The 18390-nt window shown below is 70.5% G+C and carries 15 protein-coding genes; 6 read left to right on the top strand and 9 right to left on the bottom strand.

The window, feature by feature from the left end; genetic code table 11:
- Positions 1–11 precede the first annotated feature (11 nt).
- The gene (locus ACIHCL_RS16685; RefSeq protein ID WP_399862245.1) at positions 12–1685 is read left to right on the top strand and encodes an LCP family protein; all 1674 of its coding nucleotides are present in this window, start codon (positions 12–14) and stop codon (positions 1683–1685) included.
- A 193-nt stretch (positions 1686–1878) separates the two neighbouring features.
- Here the strand turns inward: ACIHCL_RS16685 and ACIHCL_RS16680 are convergent, their stop codons facing one another.
- Positions 1879–2892: a glycosyltransferase family 2 protein gene (locus tag ACIHCL_RS16680; RefSeq protein ID WP_399862243.1), complete on the bottom strand. Its 1014-nt coding sequence runs from the start codon at positions 2890–2892 to the stop codon at positions 1879–1881.
- A gap of 285 nt (positions 2893–3177) precedes the next feature.
- Here ACIHCL_RS16680 and ACIHCL_RS16675 point away from each other — a divergent pair, with 285 nt between their 5' ends.
- The gene (locus tag ACIHCL_RS16675) at positions 3178–4548 is read left to right on the top strand and encodes an LCP family protein (RefSeq protein ID WP_399862240.1); all 1371 of its coding nucleotides are present in this window, start codon (positions 3178–3180) and stop codon (positions 4546–4548) included.
- Between the two features lie 205 nt (positions 4549–4753).
- Here the strand turns inward: ACIHCL_RS16675 and ACIHCL_RS16670 are convergent, their stop codons facing one another.
- Complete coding sequence (locus tag ACIHCL_RS16670; RefSeq protein WP_399862238.1) at positions 4754–5302, bottom strand: acyl-CoA thioesterase; 549 nt, start codon at positions 5300–5302, stop codon at positions 4754–4756.
- Between the two features lie 192 nt (positions 5303–5494).
- Here ACIHCL_RS16670 and ACIHCL_RS16665 point away from each other — a divergent pair, with 192 nt between their 5' ends.
- Positions 5495–6808, top strand: a complete 1314-nt coding sequence (locus ACIHCL_RS16665) for an LCP family protein (protein ID WP_399862236.1) — start codon at positions 5495–5497, stop codon at positions 6806–6808.
- Between the two features lie 160 nt (positions 6809–6968).
- Here ACIHCL_RS16665 and ACIHCL_RS16660 read toward each other — a convergent pair whose 3' ends face one another.
- A complete protein-coding gene (locus tag ACIHCL_RS16660; RefSeq protein WP_399862234.1) occupies positions 6969–7979 on the bottom strand; it encodes a DUF5954 family protein in 1011 nt (336 codons plus the stop codon).
- Between the two features lie 1005 nt (positions 7980–8984).
- Positions 8985–10142: an acyl-CoA dehydrogenase gene (locus ACIHCL_RS16655; protein ID WP_399862232.1), complete on the bottom strand. Its 1158-nt coding sequence runs from the start codon at positions 10140–10142 to the stop codon at positions 8985–8987.
- A 348-nt stretch (positions 10143–10490) separates the two neighbouring features.
- Between ACIHCL_RS16655 and ACIHCL_RS16650 the strand changes: the two genes are divergently transcribed.
- Entirely contained in the window at positions 10491–11834 is a 1344-nt protein-coding gene (locus tag ACIHCL_RS16650) for a UDP-glucose dehydrogenase family protein (protein ID WP_399862324.1), read from the top strand.
- A gap of 268 nt (positions 11835–12102) precedes the next feature.
- Here the strand turns inward: ACIHCL_RS16650 and ACIHCL_RS16645 are convergent, their stop codons facing one another.
- Positions 12103–12615, bottom strand: coding sequence for a CGNR zinc finger domain-containing protein (locus ACIHCL_RS16645; protein ID WP_399862230.1), 513 nt, complete (start codon positions 12613–12615; stop codon positions 12103–12105).
- A 164-nt stretch (positions 12616–12779) separates the two neighbouring features.
- On the opposite strand from ACIHCL_RS16645, the gene ACIHCL_RS16640 reads away from it, so the two are divergent.
- Positions 12780–13139: a VOC family protein gene (locus ACIHCL_RS16640; protein ID WP_399862228.1), complete on the top strand. Its 360-nt coding sequence runs from the start codon at positions 12780–12782 to the stop codon at positions 13137–13139.
- A 156-nt stretch (positions 13140–13295) separates the two neighbouring features.
- On the opposite strand, the gene ACIHCL_RS16635 is transcribed toward ACIHCL_RS16640, so the two are convergent.
- Genes ACIHCL_RS16635 through ACIHCL_RS16625 form a run of 3 tightly spaced genes read right to left on the bottom strand, consistent with a single transcriptional unit; the run spans position 13296 to position 16267 of the window.
- Entirely contained in the window at positions 13296–14531 is a 1236-nt protein-coding gene (locus ACIHCL_RS16635) for a dipeptidase (RefSeq protein ID WP_399862227.1), read from the bottom strand.
- A gap of 6 nt (positions 14532–14537) precedes the next feature.
- A complete protein-coding gene (purE, locus tag ACIHCL_RS16630; protein WP_399862225.1) occupies positions 14538–15077 on the bottom strand; it encodes a 5-(carboxyamino)imidazole ribonucleotide mutase in 540 nt (179 codons plus the stop codon).
- The gene (locus ACIHCL_RS16625) at positions 15074–16267 is read right to left on the bottom strand and encodes a 5-(carboxyamino)imidazole ribonucleotide synthase (RefSeq protein ID WP_399862223.1); all 1194 of its coding nucleotides are present in this window, start codon (positions 16265–16267) and stop codon (positions 15074–15076) included. Before ACIHCL_RS16625 ends, purE begins: the two co-directional genes overlap by 4 nt.
- Positions 16268–16464: 197 nt before the next feature.
- Here ACIHCL_RS16625 and ACIHCL_RS16620 point away from each other — a divergent pair, with 197 nt between their 5' ends.
- Positions 16465–17001: a GtrA family protein gene (locus ACIHCL_RS16620; protein ID WP_399862221.1), complete on the top strand. Its 537-nt coding sequence runs from the start codon at positions 16465–16467 to the stop codon at positions 16999–17001.
- Positions 17002–17042: 41 nt separating this feature from the next.
- Here the strand turns inward: ACIHCL_RS16620 and ACIHCL_RS16615 are convergent, their stop codons facing one another.
- The gene (locus tag ACIHCL_RS16615; RefSeq protein ID WP_399862220.1) at positions 17043–18308 is read right to left on the bottom strand and encodes an ATP-binding protein; all 1266 of its coding nucleotides are present in this window, start codon (positions 18306–18308) and stop codon (positions 17043–17045) included.
- Positions 18309–18390 lie beyond the last annotated feature (82 nt).

Here is an 18390-nt window from a genome sequence, read left to right as displayed (position 1 = left end):
AGGGGGATCCGGTGGGACGGAGCAGCACACCCGGTGAGGAGACGCGACCACGCGTCCGCGACGCCCGCCAACTCGGCTGGGACGAAGACCTCTACGAGGACGCGCCCGGGAAAGGGCCGGAGCCGGACACCGACGCCCGGCCGCGCGCCCCGAAGAGCACCGGCCACCGGGGCACGGCGAAACGGCGAAACGGCAAGGGCAAGCGCAAACGCCGGGTGCTGCGCTGGAGCGCCGCGGTGCTCTCGATGCTCATACTCGGCGGCGCGGGCGCCGGGTACTTCTACTACGAGCACCTCAACGGGAACATCAAGAAGGAGGAGCTGACGCTCGGCGACCGGAAGATGGCCGACCACAAGGCCAACGCCGCCGGTCAGACCCCGCTGAACATCCTGCTCATAGGCTCGGACGCGCGGGACTCCAAAGAGAACCAGAAGCTCGGCGGGGGCAGGGACACCTTCGGCGCACCGCCCCTCGCGGACGTGCAGATGCTGGTCCACCTCTCCGCGGACCGCAGCAACATGTCGGTGATCAGCATGCCGCGCGACACGCTGCTGAAGATCCCGAAGTGCACCGACCCGAAGTCGGGGCAGGTCTACCCCGCCTCCGCCGGCCTGGCGATGACCAACCAGACGCTCGGCCGCGGGGGCCCCGGTTGCGCCGTGGCCACCTGGTACGAACTCACCGGCATCACCATCGACCACTTCATGATGATCGACTTCTCCGGTGTGGTCTCCATGGCCGACGCGATCGGCGGTGTCCCGGTCTGCGTCAAAGGAAACGTTTACTCCCACACCAGCGACGGCAAGGGCTCCGGGCTGCGGCTGGAGAAGGGCACCACGAAGATCAAGGGGAAGCAGGCCCTCCAGTGGCTGCGCACCCGCTACGGCTTCGAGGACGGCACCGACCTCGGCCGCACCCACGCCCAGCACATGTACATGAACTCGATGGTCCGCGAGCTGCGCAAGGGCACCAAGCTCAGCGATCCCGGCAAGCTGACGGACCTCGCCGAGGCGGCCACCGACGCGCTGACGGTCGACAAGGGCCTCGACACGGTCAAGAAGCTGTACGACCTGGCGGAGGAGTTCAAGAGGGTTCCCACCGACCGCATCACCATGACGACGATGCCGAACGTCTACGGGACGGGCGTGAACCAGGAGCGGGTGCTTCCGAAGCCCGGCGACGCCGACCAGTTGTTCCAGATGGTCCGCGACGACGCCCCGCTCGACGGCAAGGCGTCCAAGCGCAAGGCTCCTACCGCCAAGGAGCCCACGGCGCCCGTCGCCGAGATCCCGGTCATCGTCCGCAACGGGACCAGGTCCGACAGCCAGTACCCGGTCAAGGGACGCGCCTCGGCCGTCAAGGATCTGCTGGTCGACAAGGGCTTCACCGAGACCACGGTCGACACGCAGTACACCGAGGCGGCGGCCCGGACCGGGGTGCTCTTCCCCAGCGCGGACCTGGAGGGCAACGCCCAGGCCGTCGCCAAGGCGCTCGGCATCCCGCTGGCGTCGGTGAAGAGGTCGACCGATGTCACGGGCATCACCCTGACCGTGGGGGCGGACTGGCGCGAGAGCGGGGAGTACGTCGCGCCTGCCAGGCAGGAGAAGACCCCGGACAGCGCCCGCGCCCTGAACGGCACGGAGGAGGGGGCCTGCATGGACATCCAGCCGGGCTTCGGCTGGTAACGCGGCGCCGGGCGGGGCGCACGGGGCCTTCGGTTCACCCGAGGCCCGGGGACGGGCCTCCGCCGACGGAACTCAGGGCGGCACTGCGCCGGGCACCCGCGGACGTGCTCCCCGCAGCAGGACTTCCGGATGTGCGGCCGGCAAAGGGCCCTGCCGACGTGCTGTCGCGGCGGGCCCTCGGACGGGTCGGCGGCTATGCGGTGACGGCCGGGCGGCGACTGGCGATGACCTTCTTCGCCAGCGAGCGCGGGCTGGTCAGGAAGCCGTACCCCCACGACATGTGCATGGTCGCGAGCGCCACCGGGATCTGGGCCCGCGCCTTCAGGGACAGGCCCTTGCCCGCCGGTATGGATCCGGCGACGATCGCAGCGACGTACCCGGCGGGGACGACGAAGGCCCACGGGGTGACGACCGCGCCCGCCACGAGGCCCGCGGCGATCGCGCAGACGGCGGTGGGCGGCGCCAGGTAGCGCAGGTTGATCGAGCCGGAGTGGTAACGGGCCACGACGTGCCGCCAGCGGCCGTAGTCCTTGTACTGCTTGGCGAGCGCCCGCACTGAGGGCCGCGGACGGTACTGCACCTTCAGCTCGGGCGAGAACCAGATCAGGCCGCCCGCCTCCCGGATGCGGTAGTTCAGCTCCCAGTCCTGGGCGCGGATGAACTCCACGTTGTAGCCGTCCGCCTTCTCCAGCGCCTCGCGGCGGAAGACACCGAGGTAGACCGTCTCGGCCGGGCCGGCCTGGCCCCCGGTGTGGAAGGCCGCGTTGCCGACGCCGATCCTCGACGTCATGGCCGCCGCGACCGCGTCCTCCCAGGCGTTCTCGCCCTCGGCGTGCATGATGCCGCCGACGTTCTGCGCGCCCGTCTCCTCCAGCAGCCGGACGGCCGTGGCGATGTAGTTCGGCGACAGCATCCCGTGACCGTCGACCCGGACGACCACGGGGTGGCTGGACGCCTCGATCGCGGCGTTGAGCGCGGCCGGGGTCCGGCCGGACGGGTTCGGGACGGTGTGGACCCGGGGGTCCTCACGCACCAGTTCCGCGGCGATCTCGTCCGTCCGGTCGGTGGAGGGGCCCAACGCGATCACCACCTCCATCTCACCTGCGTACTCCTGCTCCAGGATGTGCCGGACGGAGTTCCTGAGATGGCGTTCCTCATTGAGCACCGGCATGATCACGGAGACGGCGGGGTGCTGCGCGGCAGACATGGTGGTCCTCGGGTGGGCGGGGGTCCTCGGGGGTGCGAGGGGGTCGCACCCCACCAGGCAACGGTATTCGGCCGCCACGTTACCGCTAATGGGGGACACCGACGCGCGCCGCCGGGTCGCTGAGCGGGCCGCAGATCATATGGGCCTACTGTGCGAACGGTCCCGTCGCACCGCGGAGGTTCCCCCGTGCCCACACCGCGCCCCTCCCCCCGCCGCACCGCACCGCGTCCCCGCCCCGTCCCGCCACGCGGGGCCGGGAGGCGGGAGCGGCGTCCGCGCTGGAGGATGCGGGCGGTGACCGGTCTGTCGGTCCTCGTCCTCGGCGCCGGAGGAATCGGCCACGCGGTGGTGACCGGCCTGGAGACCGGAATCGACCGGGTCGACCCGTTCCGGGACATGAAGAACCGGCCCCAGGGAGGGCGGGGCACGAACCTGCTGCTGGTCGGCACCGACGGTCGCGACCGGATCACGCCGGAGGAGAAGGAGAAGTACCGGCTGGGCGGCGTTCCGTGCAACTGCACCGACACCCTGATGCTGGTCCATCTGTCGGCGGACAAGAAGCGCGCCAGCGTCGTGTCGCTGCCCCGCGACAGCTACGCCGAGGTCCCCGCGCACAAGGACCTCACCACGGGAAAGACCCACGCATCGCACCCGGTGAAGCTGAACGCCGCCTATGCCGAGGGCGGCCCCGGGCTGACCGTACGAACCGTCGAGCACATGACGGGCGTCAAGATCGACCACTATCTGGAGGTCGACTTCACCAGCTTCATGAAGACCGTGGACACCCTGGGCGGGGTGCGGATCTGCACGCCCCGGCCGCTGAAGGACTCGTACACCGGTCTCGACCTCGCCGCGGGACCCCATGATCTGAGCGGCGGCCAGGCCCTCCAGTTCGTGCGGTCCCGGCATGTCGACGGAGCCTCCGACCTGGGCCGGATGCAGCGCCAGCAGAAGTTCCTCGCCTCGCTGATCGAGCGGGCGACCGGCAGCGGTGTGCTGCTGAACCCGGTGAAGTTCAGGGACGTCACCTCGACGGTGCTGGGCTCGGTCCGGGCCGACAAGGGGTTCGGCACGGAGCAGATGCTGGAGCTCGGGCGGGCGATGCGCGGCTTCACCCCCGCCTCGTCCGAGTTCGCCTCCGTACCGCTGGGGGACGTCTCGTACCCGGTCAAGGGCGTCGGCTCCACCGTGAAGTGGGACGAGCCCAAGGCGGACCGGCTGTTCCAGGCCCTGCGCGACGACAAGCCACTCGCCCCCGAGCGCCCGGCAGCGCCCCGGCCCAAGGCCGTACGGGTCGATGTCCCCCCGGAGCGGATCCGGGTCCAGGTCTACAACGGGACCACGAAGGACGGGCTCGGCAAGGCGGTCGACGACGCCCTGCGTGCCACCGGCTTCGACACCTCGCGCACCCCGGTGAACGCGGACTCACGCGACCTGGGGCGCACCCTGATCGCCTACGATCCGCGCTGGGACCGGTCTGCGAAGTCCCTGGCCGAAGCCCTGCCGGGGGCCGAGCTGCGGGAGGTGACCGGGCAGGGAGCCACGCTGAAGGTGACGGCGGGCGCGGACTTCGCCAAGGTACGGCCGGTGCGGGCCGAGGAGACGGAGCAAGGGGAGTTCAGCACGGTCACGGGCGACCAGGTCGCCTGCCCATGACGTCCATGGTCCGGGTGACGTCCATGGCCGGCCCGTGGCGCCCCCGGCCCGGTCGGCACCAGGACGCCCCCGGATTCCCGGTCGGTACAAAGGCACCACGGGGATCCCGGCCGGGCTCAGCCCTCGACAACGACTCGGCCGTCGACAGCGTCACCGCCGTCCACACTGACTCGGCCGTCGACGGTGGCTCCGCCGCCTCCAGGGCTCAGTCGTCGATGCCCTCCGCGGCGCGCTTCTCCCGCAGCTCCTTGATCGCGCGGCGTCGGGCCAGGCGGTGGGTACGCCGGATCTGCGCCTCCTGGTAGCGCCGCTTGTCCCGCTCGCTCTCCGGTATGACCGGCGGCACGGGGCGCGGTCTGCCGTCCGCGTCCACGGCGGTGAACACCAGGTACGCGCTGCCGACCTGCTGGGCGGGGGTGGACTCGTTCCACCGCTCGGCCATGACGCGGACGCCCACCTCCATCGAGGAGCGACCGGTCCAGTTCACCTGGGCGCGGACGTGAACAAGGTCACCCACGCGAACCGGCTCCAGGAAGACCATTTCGTCCATCGACGCCGTGACCGCGGGTCCGCCGGAATGGCGTCCGGCCACGGCGCCCGCCGCGTCGTCGACCAGCTTCATGATCACGCCGCCATGCACCGTACCCAGCAGATTGGTGTCGCTGCCGGTCATGATGTGGCTGAGGGTGGTCCGGGAAGCGGAGGTCGGCTTGCCCGGGATGTCACCCTCCGGACGCGGGGACTGATGTGTCATACCGTCCACCTTAGAGGGGGCCGACGGCGGGGCCGTGCGGGTGAGGAAGCGGCGCCGGGGCGCGTACGCCGCGAGGTGGAGGCACTGACGGGGCCTACGCGCCGAGGGCAATGCATCAGCTTCGCAACAGCGCCGATGCGATTTTCGGTACACCCTGTAAGAGGAGGGCACCCGGCCTGCACACTGGACCACATGAGTGATTGGCCCGAAGGCTGGACCGACGACCACCGCCGCGGCAACCACGGCGACCGCTACGGGCAGGGCAGCGGAAGCGAACGGCCCGAGGGCGCCCGCGTGATGCGGCACGTCCAGCGGCCTGCGCCCCCGCAGCAGCGCCCCGCACCGCCCCACCCCCATCAGACACCGCCTCGGCCCCGCCAGGCGTCCCCCCGGTACGCCGACGACCGGTACGCCGACGGCGGCTACAACACGGGCCAGGTCTACGGCGGCGGACAGGGCGGCGGCCGGAACAGCGGCCCCGGTGGCGGTGGCCGAGGGGGCGACGGGTACGCCCGGGGACGCCCGGCGCCCGACTGGGGCCGCCGGATCAAGGTGGGCGCGCTGTCGCTGGTGGTCGTAGTGCTCGCGGTCTCCATCGGCACGTACTTCTGGGCCGACTCCAAGCTCAACCGCGAGGTGGATCTCTCCAAGGTCATCGAGCGGCCGAAGGAGGGCGACGGCACCAACTACCTGATCGTCGGTTCCGACAGCCGCGCGGGCATGTCGGACGAGGAAAAGAAGCGGCTGCACACCGGTTCCGCCGAGGGCAAGCGGACCGACTCGATGATGATCCTGCACGACGGCTCCAACGGGCCGACGCTGATATCGCTGCCGCGCGACTCGAACGTCGAGATCCCCTCGTACAAGGGCTCCGACTCCGGCAAGCTCTACCCGGCCCGCGGCCGGTTCACCAAGCTGAACGCCGCGTACGCCGAAGACGGCCCCGAACTCCTCGTCCGCACCGTCGAGTTCAACACGGGGCTGCGCATCGACCACTACGTCGAGATCGGCTTCGGCGGCTTCGCCGGCATCGTGGACGCCGTCGGCGGGGTGGAGTTGGACATTCCGAAGGCGTTCAAGGACAAGAAGTCCGGCGCCGACTTCCAGGCCGGCAAGCAGACCCTGAACGGCGAGCAGGCATTGGCCTTCGTCCGCACCCGGTACGCGTTCGCCGAGTCCGACCTGGCCCGCACGAAGAACCAGCAGAAGTTCCTCGCGGCACTCGCCAGCCAGACGGCGACCCCGTCCACGATCCTCAACCCGTTCAAGCTGTACCCGACGATGAGCGCCGGTCTGGACACCCTGATCGTCGACAAGGACATGTCGATCTGGTCCCTGGGGCAGATGTTCTTCGCCATGAAGGGCGTCACGGGCGGCGACGGCACCTCGATGAACATGCCGATCTCCGGTTCCGTCGGCGGCAACCTGGTCTGGGACAAGGCCAAGGTCAAGCAGCTCGTGGAGCAGCTGAACAACGACGAGAAGGTCACCGTCACCGAGAACTGAACACGGACGCGGTGAAAGCGTCGAACGCGGACGGGCCCCGGGGTGAGAACCACCGGGGTCTGTCCGTTCCGCCGCCCCGGCGCGTTGACCAGCCGCCCCGGCAGGAGCACGGTTCCCCGGCCCGCAGCCTGCGCGGCCCGCGGTTCATCCGGCCCTCGGCCTACTTGGAGTAGTCGATGTGGCCCTGCTCATCCATGTACGGATGGATCTGCGTGGGTTCCTGGATGTCGATGTCCGAGCGCCGTGGGCCCTCGGGGCCCGCGGGACCGATCCGCATCATCCGCTCGATCCGGACGATCTGGAAGCAACGCCCGCGCACGTTCAGTTCGTTGGGCCGAACCTGTCGCATGAACGCGTCCGCCGCCCGCGCATACGCGTTGACCTCCTTCTCGTCGGATTCCTCGACCAGCGGCCGGACCTCCTTGAGGTAGTGGGCGAAGGAGCGCCGCGCGTCCTGCGGGGTGGGGTGCTGGCCCGACGCCATCGACCAGGAGTGCGACTTCTTCTCCATCACCCGGAACGCGACCGGCAGCAGCACCAGGCCCGGATGGGTCCGCAGCGCCCGCCGCGAATCGGACAGCACCTCGGGCGGGAAGCGGTCCGAGGTGTACTGGTACGGCAGCAGGCCCATCCGGTCCAGCCCCTCCGTCAGTCCCACCGCCGCCGCGTGGTCGATGACGAAGCCCTTGGTGGTGGAGGGGGTGTGGGTCTGGAAGTCCCAGCCCTCGCAGTCGACGTCCGTGGGCCTGGGCGGCTCCAGGCGCCCGTCCCCGATCCGGGCGAACTCGTCGGCGCGCACGACGCGGTAGCGCGTGTCGCCGACGGTCAGTTCGTTCACCGGCTCGGTCTCCAGCCGGGCCACCGCGTCCAGCAGGAGGCGCCGCTCCCGGGGATCGTCCGTCTCGTCCTTGGCCTTGAACCAGAGGTAGGAGTTCAGTTCGTCACGGGCGTCCTGCGGATAGCCGGTGTCCATGTCGGTGAGCAGCCGCCACCGTGGCCGCTCACCGCGGCGCTGCTCGGCGATGCCGAAGAGCGGCCCGCGGACCACGACCTTGGCGTACTTCCGGGACGCGGCGAAGGCGTCGGCCTCCGTGACCCGGGACACCGGGTCGTCGCGGTGCTCCACGTTGATGACGAGGTGCTCCGGACGCTCCTGATAGTGATCAATCATGCACTCAGTGTGCCGAGTTCATCGCCCGAAGGTGGGGGAAACGGAGGAATCCGGCGCCCTGGATCCACCGCCCGGCGCCGAAGTGCCTGCGTCGGTTCCGCCCGGACAGCACCCTCAAACGGTGGCCGGTCGGCCCGTCTTCCCCAACACGGAGGAGTTCACGCGGTGCCGTGACACGGCACTCGCGCGCGCGGAGCCGTTCACCGAATGGTGGGCCAAGTACGGGGCGTGAACAGAGCACAGCTTGGAGCCGCGCTGCGGGCACTGCGAGTAGCGGTGGCCCGCAGCGCCCCGCGACAGCACGCGCCTGGCGGGACTGGTCAACTCCGCTGTCGAACGACTCGGTTGGGGTGGTGACGTGTCGCACGGCTTCTACCTCGAACAACCCTCGTTCCTGCCCATGGCCCTGGTGTGCTGTTCTCCGAATCGGGCCATGCCGGAACTGGAGTGTCCATTGCAGTAGGTCTCATCAGACAAGCCCCGGCCCATTTCAGGCCGGGGCTGTTGTGTTGCTGTGGTGAGAGCAGTGCCCGGAAGGGGTTGTACGCGAGCGGTTCCGAGCGCTTCGGCTCGGGCACGGGCTCAATGCTGGTGCCCGGCGCGGACGACCCCACAAAAGGACGGGCAGAAGTCGCCTGGCAGGGTCCATGCGGACGGCCCCCGGCAAAGCGCCGAGGGCCGCTGTGTTTGTGCAGGTGAGAGGCGGTTTCCTGCCCAGCGTCAGCCCAGGATTCCCCCAGCATGACGCCCATGGTCGGCCCGAAACGGACTCGCGCGGACCGGAAACCGATCACAGCTCGCCAGCCACTAAGGACTGTCCCGCTGATCTGCAAAAACTTCGCCAGTGCCGCGGCAGGCAACGTTTGCCCGTCAAGGAGCGCGTCCGGTGCGTGCTCTCGGTGTGCCGGCCGGAAACCCTGGTACTGGACGTACTCGGGTTTTCGGCCGGTGCGGCGAGAGGGCGTGCCGGACGTCGCGACGGGGCGAACGTTGCCTGATGCGGCGCTAGGGAAGGTTCCTCGCCATGACGATGCGCTGAACCTGATTCGTGCCCTCATAAATCTGCGTGATCTTCGCGTCGCGCATCATGCGCTCCACCGGGTAGTCCCGGGTGTAGCCGTAGCCGCCGAGGAGCTGGACCGCGTCCGTGGTGATCTCCATGGCGACATCGGAGGCGAAGCACTTGGCCGCGGCGCCGAAGAAGGTGAGGTCGCCGTCGACGCGCTCGGACTTGGCGGCGGCGGAATAGGTGAGCTGGCGGGCCGCCTCCAGCTTCATGGCCATGTCGGCCAGCATGAACTGGACGCCCTGGAAGTCGGCGATCGGCTTGCCGAACTGCTTGCGCTCCTGGACGTACCCCTTGGCGTAGTCGAGGGCGCCCTGGGCGATGCCGAGGGCCTGGGCCGCGATGGTGATGCGGGTGTGGTCCAGGGTCTTCATCGCCGTGGCGAAGCCGGTGCCCTCCTCGCCGATGATGCGGTCGGCGGGGATGCGGACGTTGTCGAAGTAGACCTCGCGGGTCGGGGAGCCCTTGATGCCGAGCTTCTTCTCAGGGGCGCCGAAGGAAACGCCCTCGTCCGACTTCTCGACGACGAAGGCGGAGATGCCCTTGGAACGCTTGGTCGGGTCGGTGACGGCCATGACCGTGTAGTACTCGGAGACGCCCGCGTTGGTGATCCAGCGCTTCACGCCGTTCAGCACCCAGAAGTCGCCGTCGCGCACGGCGCGGGTCTTCATACCGGCCGCGTCGGAACCCGCGTCGGGCTCGGAGAGGCAGTACGAGAACATGGCGTCGCCCTTGGCGAGCGGGCCCAGGTACTTCTTCTTCAGGTCCTCGGAGCCGGAGAGGATCACCGGGAGGGAGCCCAGCTTGTTCACGGCCGGGATGAGGGAGGAGGAGGCGCAGGCACGGGCCACCTCCTCGATCACGATCACCGTGGCGAGGGCGTCCGCGCCCGCGCCGCCGTACTCCTCCGGTACGTGCACGGCGTGCAGGTCCGCGCCGGTCAGGGCGTCCAGCGCCTCCTGCGGGAAGCGCGCCTCCTCGTCGACCGCCGCCGCGTGCGGGGCGATCTTCGCCTCGGCGAGCGCACGCACCGTCTCGCGGAGCATCTCGTGCTCCTCGGCCGGACGGTACAGGTCGAAATCGGTCGAACCCGCCAAGACGCTCACTCCCCAAAGAAGCTAACTACCGTTAAGTAACCCAATTTTAGAGCGGTGCGCCCACATTGGCCTATGCAATGCGTGCGTGAGCTTGGCGACAGGGGTCCCCCGATCTTCCCCCGACCTGCGCGGACGGGCCCTCCGAGCCTGCGTGGGCGGGCCCTCCGAGCCTGCGCGCGCACGGCCTCCGGGCCTGCGCGGGCCCCGTTCCCCGGCCTGCGCGAACGAGCCCTCGGGGCTGCGCGGGCGGCCGGAAACGGGGCTCGTGGGGGCGCGACTATGCTCGTTCACCGCATGTTCCACGGCATGCCCCACCACACGTCCGCCCGTAACTCCCAGGAGCACCGCATGGCCCTCAGGATCACTGTGATCGGCACCGGATATCTCGGCGCCACCCACGCCGCGGCCATGGCGGAACTGGGCTTCGAGGTGCTCGGCCTCGACGTCGTGCCCGAGAAGGTCGAGATGCTGAGCACCGGCCGGGTCCCGATGTACGAACCGGGTTTGGAGGAGCTGCTCCACAAGCACGTCGCGGGCCTCGACGGGTCCACGGGCCGGCTGCGGTTCACCACCTCGTGGGAGGAGGTGGCGGAGTTCGGCGATGTGCACTTCGTGTGCGTGAACACCCCGCAGAAGCACGGCGAGTACGCCTGCGACATGAGCTACGTGGACAGCGCCTTCGAGTCGCTGGCCCCGCACCTGACCCGACCCGCCCTGGTCGTCGGCAAGTCGACCGTGCCCGTGGGCTCGGCGGCCCGGCTGGGCGCCCGGCTGGCGGAGCTGGCCCCGGCGGGCGCGGGCGCCGAACTCGCCTGGAATCCGGAGTTCCTGCGCGAGGGCTTCGCCGTCCAGGACACCCTGCACCCGGACCGGATCGTCGTCGGCGTGACGAGCGAGCGGGCCGAGAAGGTGCTGCGCGAGGTGTACGCCGTGCCGCTGGCCGAGGGCTCGCCGTTCGTGGTGACGGACTTCCCGACCGCCGAACTCGTGAAGACCGCCGCCAACTCCTTCCTGGCCACGAAGATCTCGTTCATCAACGCCATGGCGGAGGTCTGCGAGGCCGCCGACGGCGATGTGACGAAGCTGGCCGAGGCGATCGGGCACGACGAGCGGATCGGGTCCAAGTTCCTGCGGGCCGGGATCGGCTTCGGCGGCGGTTGCCTGCCCAAGGACATCCGGGCGTTCATGGCGCGCGCCGGCGAGCTGGGCGCGGACCAGGCGCTGACCTTCCTGCGCGAGGTCGACTCGATCAACATGCGGCGCCGCGCCCACATGGTGGAGCTGGCCCGGGAGGCCGTGGGCGGTGATTCGTTCCTCGGCCGACGGGTGGCGGTGCTGGGGGCCGCCTTCAAGCCGGACTCGGACGACGTACGGGACTCGCCCGCGCTGAACGTGGCGGGGCAGATACACCTCCAGGGCGGCCAGGTCACCGTCTTCGACCCGAAGGGCATGGAGAACGCCCGGCGGCTCTTCCCCACCCTCGGCTACGCGGAGTCCGCGCTGGACGCGGTGCGCGGCGCGGACGTGGTGCTGCATCTGACGGAGTGGCGCGAGTTCCGCGAGCTGGACCCGGTGGCGCTCGGCGAGGTCGTGTCCCGCCGGACGATTCTGGACGGACGCAACGCGCTCGACGCCGAGCTGTGGCGGGCCGCCGGCTGGACCTACCGGGCGATGGGACGGCCGACGGCCTGACTGCCGCACCATCGACGGCCCTCTTTCCACGAGGCCCCGCCGCCCCACGGCCATGGGCGGTCCGGCGTCCCGGGCCACCAGGCCACCAGGCCACCAGGCCACCAGGCCACCAGGCCACCAGGCCACCAGGCCACCAGGCCACCAGGACCGTACCGCGCGGAAGTCCCGTGCTGTCTCTCCCCCCGTACGGTGTGACGCCCGGCCGCCGTCAGACACCGGTGTCCGGGCCCGTCGGGGGCGGGCCGGGGCCCGTAGGAGCGGGCCGGGGTCAGCCCTGCCTGGCGCGGTAGGCGCGCATCTTGGCGCGGGCGCCGCACACCGACATGGAGCACCAGCGCCGCCGCCCCGCCGGGCTGCGGTCGTAGTACGCCCACCGGCAGTCCTCGGCCTCGCACACCTTGAGCCGGGCCCAGGTGCCGTCGGCCGCCGCCTCCGCGACGGCGTTCGCGATCCGGGCGGTCAGTCCGGCCGGTTCCTCCACCGGCCGCAGCGTCGCCGCGCCCGCCGCGTCCACGGTCACCCGCAGGGGCGCGGCGGCGAGGAGCCGGTCGAGCTCGGAGGTCTCCGCGCTCTCGGCCGGGCGATGGCCCGCGTGGGCGAGGCAGGCGGTGCGGAGCGCCTCGCGCAGGGCACGGGCGTGCGGGACATCCGCTTCCACGAGGCCGAAGGCGGCACGCCCTTCCACCGTGTCGAGCGCGTCCACACCCGTTTCGAGATCCAGCGTGTTGACCAGGGCCTCGATCAGCGCGAGTCGGCCAGGCGCGGCGTTTTTCGCGCTCACGGTGCGGAATCCTTCGCGTTCACGGTTGCGACGTTACCTCTTTTGCGGCAGCATGCAGTAACCGTTACCGACTGAGGGTCCATAGCAGTAACGACCTTCGATGGCCGACCGCTTTCAGCGGTACCGAACCGCTCATACCGAACCGCATACGAGGAGGACGTGTCATGGCTGTCGCCGCTCTGGGTGCCGTCGTTCTGGACTGCCCCGACCCCGTCGCGCTCGCGGGCTTCTACGCCGGGCTGCTCGGTGGCACGGTCGAGGGGCAGGACGGCTGGGTGGAGCTGACCGGGACCGGGGGCGCGCTGCTCGCGTTCCAGTCGGCACCGGATCATGTGCCGCCGCGGTGGCCGGGGCAGGACGGTGCTCAGCAGTTCCACCTGGACCTGACCGTGCCGGATCTGGACGCCGCGGAGCGTGAGGTGCTCGCCCTGGGTGCGACCGTGCTGGACGCGGAGGACCAAAAGCGGAGCTTCCGTGTTTACGCGGATCCTGCGGGGCACCCGTTCTGCCTGTGCAGGGGGTGACATCCGGTCCGTGTCCGGGCTGACGCCCATCCGTCCACAGGCGGAAACACACACGGAAATGCGGAAACACACACGGAAATACAGGAGGGAACACCCGCGGAAAAGAGTGCGGGGCGCCCTCCCGGGGCGCCCCGCACTCGATGGCTCCGGCCGCGCTCAGGCGGTTCGGGCCGGTGTGTCCAACTGCTCGATGGTGGCGTGCGACGGGCCCCGGCGGGCGCTCAGGTCACGCGCCACGGCCTCGGCGTCGCGCAGTACCCGCACCGCGTTCCGCCAGGTGAGCTTGGCGAGATCCGCGTTGGACCAGCCTCGGCCGAGGAGTTCCGCGATCAGGTTCGGATATCCGGAGACATCCTGGAGGCCCTCCGGGAGGAAGGCCGTGCCGTCGTAGTCGCCGCCGATGCCGATGTGGTCGATCCCGGCGACCTCGCGCATGTGGTCGAGGTGGTCGGCGATGGTCGCCACGGTGGCCGGCGGGCGCGGGTTGGCCGCCTCGAACGCGGCGTGGATCTCCATGGCCCGCGCCGTGGTGTCGAGGTGGTGCAGGCCGTGGGCGCGCAGGTTCTCGTCCGCGGCCCGGGTCCAGGCGACGGCCTCCGGCAGGACGAACTTCGGCACGAAGGTGGCCATGGCGATGCCGCCGTTGGCCGGAAGCCGTTCGAGCACGTCGTCGGGGATGTTGCGCGGGTGGTCGCAGATCGCGCGCGAGGAGGAGTGCGAGAACATCACCGGCGCCACGGAGGAGTCGAGCGCGTCGCGCATCGTGGTGGCCGCCACGTGCGAGAGGTCGACGAGCATGCCGGTGCGGTTCATCTCCCGCACGACCTCGTGGCCGAAGGGCGAGAGACCGCCGACTCCCGGTTCGTCGGTGGCCGAGTCCGCCCACGCGATGTTGTCGTTGTGGGTGAGCGTCATATACCGGACGCCGAGCGCGTAAAGGGCGCGCAGGGTGCCGAGCGAGTTGTTGATGGAGTGGCCGCCCTCGGCTCCCATCAGGGAGGCGATGCGGCCCTGGGCCCGGGCCGCCTCCATGTCGTCGGCGGTCAGGGCGCGCCGCAGGTCGCCGGGGTGGCGGGCCAGCAGTTCGGTGACGACGTCGATCTGTTCCAGGGTGGCGCTGACGGCCTCGTCGCCCGCCATGTCGGACCGTACATAGACCGACCAGAACTGGGCGCCGACTCCCCCGGCACGCAGCCGGGGAATGTCGGTGTGCAGGTGGGCGGACTGGTCGGTGGCGATGTCGCGGGCGTCCAGGTCGTATTGGACCTGCTCACGCAGCGCCCACGGCAGGTCGTTGTGGCCGTCGACGACGGGGTGCTCGGCGAGGAGCTCCCGCGCCCGCTCCAGCCGCCGCCCGGCGCTCTGCCGCTCCTTTGCGCTCCGCTGTTCCACGGCCGCCTACCTCCCGAAACCGAAGGAGTCGGCGCCACCGACCTTGCTGCGCAGCCGTTTGCCCTTCTCCGTCGCCTGGTCGTTGAGCTCCTGCTGGAACTCACGCATCCGGGCCAGCAGGTCGGCGTCGTGGGCGGCCAGGATGCGCGCGGCGAGCAGGCCCGCGTTGCGCGCGCCACCGACCGAGACGGTCGCGACCGGAACCCCGGCGGGCATCTGGACGATGGAGAGCAGGCTGTCCATGCCGTCCAGGTACTTCAGCGGGACGGGCACCCCGATCACCGGCAGCGGGGTGACCGAGGCGAGCATGCCGGGCAGGTGGGCGGCGCCGCCCGCGCCCGCGATGATCGTCTTGAGGCCCCGGTCGGCCGCCTGCTCGCCGTACGCGATCATCTCGCGCGGCATGCGGTGGGCGGAGACGACGTCGACCTCGTAGGGGATCTCGAACTCGTCGAGGACCTTGGCCGCGGCCTCCATGACGGGCCAGTCGGAGTCCGAGCCCATGACGACGCCGACGACCGGCGCGGCGGTGGCGGGAGGGGTCATTCGGTGATCGTTCCTCGCAGGTAGTCGGCCGCGTGCCGGGCGCGCTCGCGCACGTCCGCCAGGTCGTCGCCGTAGGTGTTGACGTGTCCGACCTTGCGGCCGGGCTTCACGTCCTTGCCGTACATGTGGATCTTTAGCTGCGGGTCGCGGGCCATGCAGTGCAGGTAGCCCTGGTACATGTCCGGGTAGTCGCCGCCGAGGACGTTGCACATGACCGTCCAGGGGGCGCGGGGGCGCGGGTCGCCGAGCGGCAGGTCGAGGACGGCCCGCACGTGGTTGGCGAACTGGGAGGTGATCGCGCCGTCCTGGGTCCAGTGGCCGGAGTTGTGCGGGCGCATCGCGAGTTCGTTGACGAGGATGCGGCCGTCGGCCGTCTCGAAGAGTTCGACGGCCAGGTGGCCGACGACGCCGAGCTCGGAGGCGATCCGGAGGGCGAGCTGCTGGGCCTCGCCGGCCAGCCGCTCGTCCAGCTCGGGCGCCGGGGCGATGACCGTGTCGCAGACCCCGTCGACCTGGATCGACTCGACGACCGGGTAGGCGACGGCCTGGCCGTGCGGTGAGCGGACGATGTTGGCCGCCAGCTCCCGCACGAAGTCGACCTTCTCCTCGGCCAGGACCGGGACGCCGGCCCGGAAGGGCTCGGCCGCCTCGGCCTCGGAGCGGACCACCCACACGCCCTTGCCGTCGTAGCCGCCGCGCACGGTCTTGAGGACGACGGGGAAGCCGTCCGCCCGTCGCCCACCACCGGCCCCGCCGGAGGGCACTTCGTGCCCGCCCCTTTCGAGCTCGGCCGCGAAGGCCGCGACGTCCGCCGGGTCCGCCACGATGCGGTGGCGGGGGCAGGGCGCGCCGATCTCGGCGAGCTTCGCGCGCATCACACCCTTGTCCTGGGCGTGCACCAGCGCGCCGGGGCCCGGCCGCACGGGTATGCCGTCCGCCTCCAGGGCCCGCAGGTGTTCGGTCGGTACGTGCTCGTGATCGAAGGTGATCACGTCGCAGCCACGCGCGAAGGCGCGCAGCGTCTCCAGGTCGCGATAGTCGCCGACGACGACTTCGTTCACCACCTGGGCCGCCGAGTCCTGTGGAGTGTCACTGAGGAGCTTGAACCTGATGCCGAGGGGGATGCCCGCCTCGTGGGTCATACGGGCGAGCTGACCGCCGCCGACCATGCCGACTACCGGGAACGTCACCCGTCCAGGGTATCCGGCGCCCCGGCGGTCGCCCGACGACGGCCCGCGACGGTGGTCGCGGGCCGTGCACGCCCTCCCGCCGACCCCGTCTCCGACCCGATCCGGCCACCCCTGTCCGGGCACCGTCGGGCGCCCCGTGAAAGGGGTCGCTAGCATGACCGGGTTGACGTAACCGACAGACGGGCTGAGCGATCACCATGAGCGAACGGGGCGCATTGCGAACCCGGCTGGATCAGCTGGCCCGGGAGGTCGCCAAGTTCGGCACGGTCGGCGCGTTCGGTCTCGTGGTCAACATCGCGGTGTCGAACCTGCTGTGGCGGACCACGGACCTCCAGGTGGTGCGGGCCGGTCTGCTGGCCACGTTCGTCGCCATCCTCTTCAACTACCTGGGCTTCCGCTACTGGACGTACCGGGACCGCGACAAGACCGGACGGACCCGGGAACTGACGCTGTTCCTACTGTTCAGCGGAGTGGGTGCGGTCATCGAGACCGGTGTGCTCTACATGGCGACATACGGCTTCGGCTGGAACACCCCCGTCCAGAGCAATGTCTTCAAGATCCTCGGCATCGGCGTCGCGACCCTGTTCCGCTTCTGGTCCTACCGGACGTGGGTCTTCAAGGCGCTTCCCGCGCCGGAACCCGTGCTGAGCGCGGAGGGCCTGGAGGGGTTCCTGAGACAGGAGCGGCGCTCCGAACAGGCGTCGCGTGTCGACACGGAGTCGGTGCACCACTGAGATCGTGCACCGACCAAACTACGCCCTCGTTCCCCCCGCGCTCATCGCACCGGGCGTTCCGGCTCCTGCTTCTTCAGGGCCACCCGGCTGAGGAACAGTGCGAAGACCGGCGGCTGCTGCTGGAGCAGTTCGAGCCGTCCGCCGTCCGCCTCCGCGAGGTCCCGCGCCACGGCGAGGCCGATGCCGGTGGAGTTGCGGCCGCTGATCGTCCGCTCGAAGATCCGGGCGCCCAGGTCGGGTGGCACACCCGGGCCCTCGTCCGTGACCTCGATGACCACCTGGTTTCCGGTGACGCGGGTGCGCAGCGCGACCGTGCCGCCGCCGTGCATCAGCGAGTTCTCGATCAGGGCGGCCAGCACCTGGGCGACCGCGCCCGGGGTGCCAATGGCCCGCAGCCCCTGCTTCCCCGACCGGACGATGGCGCGGCCCTCGCTCCGGTAGGCCGGGCGCCACTCCTCGATCTGCTGCTTGACGACCTCGTCGAGATCGAAGACGACGGCCGAACCGGTACGTGGGTCGCGGGCGTTGGTCAGCAGCCGTTCCACCACGTCGGTGAGCCGCTCGACCTGGGTGAGGGCGATGTTCGCCTCCTCCCTCACCGTCTCCAGGTCGTCGGTGGCGGAGATCTCCTCGATCCTCATGGAGAGCGCGGTCAGCGGCGTGCGGAGCTGGTGGGAGGCGTCCGCCGCCAGTCGGCGTTCCGCCGTCAGCATCCGGGCGATCCGCTCGGCCGAGGCGTCCAGGACGTCGGCGACCCGGTCCAGCTCCGGCACCCCGTACCGTTTGTGGCGGGGGCGCGGATCGCCGGAGCCCAGGCGTTCGGCGGTCTCGGCGAGATCGGTCAGCGGTGAGGCCAGTCTGTTGGCCTGGCGCACGGCGAGGAGCACGGCCGACACGATGGCCAGCAGGGCCACCGCCCCGATGATCACCAGGGTGCGGCCGACCTCGCGGGTGACGGCGGAGCTGGACTCCTCGACAGTGACGCGTTCGCCGTGTTCGCCCGCGGCCTTGCCGCTGATCACACCGCCGGTCGGGCGGGTGCCGACTTCGAGCGGGGCGCGGCCGGGGATCTCGACCAGCGCGTAGCGGTTGCCGGAGAGCTGCTGGGCCAGCAGTTCGGGGTTGATCCGCTCGGCGCCCAGTATCCGGCTTTCGACGACGCTGATCAGCCGCAGCGCCTCGGAGTCGACGCTCTCCTGGGCGCTGTTGCTGATGGTGCGGCTCTCGACGATGACGAGGGAGACGCCGAAGACGGCGATCACCACGAGCACCACGGCGAGTGTGGAGTTGATCAGTCTTCGGCGCATGGGTGCCTCTGTAGGTCAGCCTGTCGTGGGGGGCGGCTCGTCGCGGTCCGACCCGCGCGGGCCGGTTCGTGCCGACGCCGGT

The organism is Streptomyces sp. NPDC052042 (assembly GCF_044548345.1).
Taxonomy (GTDB): Bacteria; Actinomycetota; Actinomycetes; order Streptomycetales; family Streptomycetaceae; genus Streptomyces.
Note: the sequence above shows the minus strand (reverse complement) of the source record. Positions and strands in the feature narration are given on the sequence as shown.

What these genes read in the sequence shown, in the direction of transcription:
- ACIHCL_RS16680 (WP_399862243.1), bottom strand. Translation starts at nt 2,892, where the DNA reads ATGTCTGCCGCGCAGCACCCCGCCGTCTCCGTGATCATGCCGGTGCTC.
- ACIHCL_RS16675 (WP_399862240.1), top strand. Translation starts at nt 3,178, where the DNA reads ATGCGGGCGGTGACCGGTCTGTCGGTCCTCGTCCTCGGCGCCGGAGGA.
- ACIHCL_RS16670 (WP_399862238.1), bottom strand. Translation starts at nt 5,302, where the DNA reads ATGACACATCAGTCCCCGCGTCCGGAGGGTGACATCCCGGGCAAGCCG.
- ACIHCL_RS16665 (WP_399862236.1), top strand. Translation starts at nt 5,495, where the DNA reads ATGAGTGATTGGCCCGAAGGCTGGACCGACGACCACCGCCGCGGCAAC.
- ACIHCL_RS16660 (WP_399862234.1), bottom strand. Translation starts at nt 7,979, where the DNA reads ATGATTGATCACTATCAGGAGCGTCCGGAGCACCTCGTCATCAACGTG.
- ACIHCL_RS16650 (WP_399862324.1), top strand. Translation starts at nt 10,491, where the DNA reads ATGGCCCTCAGGATCACTGTGATCGGCACCGGATATCTCGGCGCCACC.
- ACIHCL_RS16640 (WP_399862228.1), top strand. Translation starts at nt 12,780, where the DNA reads ATGGCTGTCGCCGCTCTGGGTGCCGTCGTTCTGGACTGCCCCGACCCC.
- purE (WP_399862225.1), bottom strand. Translation starts at nt 15,077, where the DNA reads ATGACCCCTCCCGCCACCGCCGCGCCGGTCGTCGGCGTCGTCATGGGC.
- ACIHCL_RS16620 (WP_399862221.1), top strand. Translation starts at nt 16,465, where the DNA reads ATGAGCGAACGGGGCGCATTGCGAACCCGGCTGGATCAGCTGGCCCGG.
- ACIHCL_RS16615 (WP_399862220.1), bottom strand. Translation starts at nt 18,308, where the DNA reads ATGCGCCGAAGACTGATCAACTCCACACTCGCCGTGGTGCTCGTGGTG.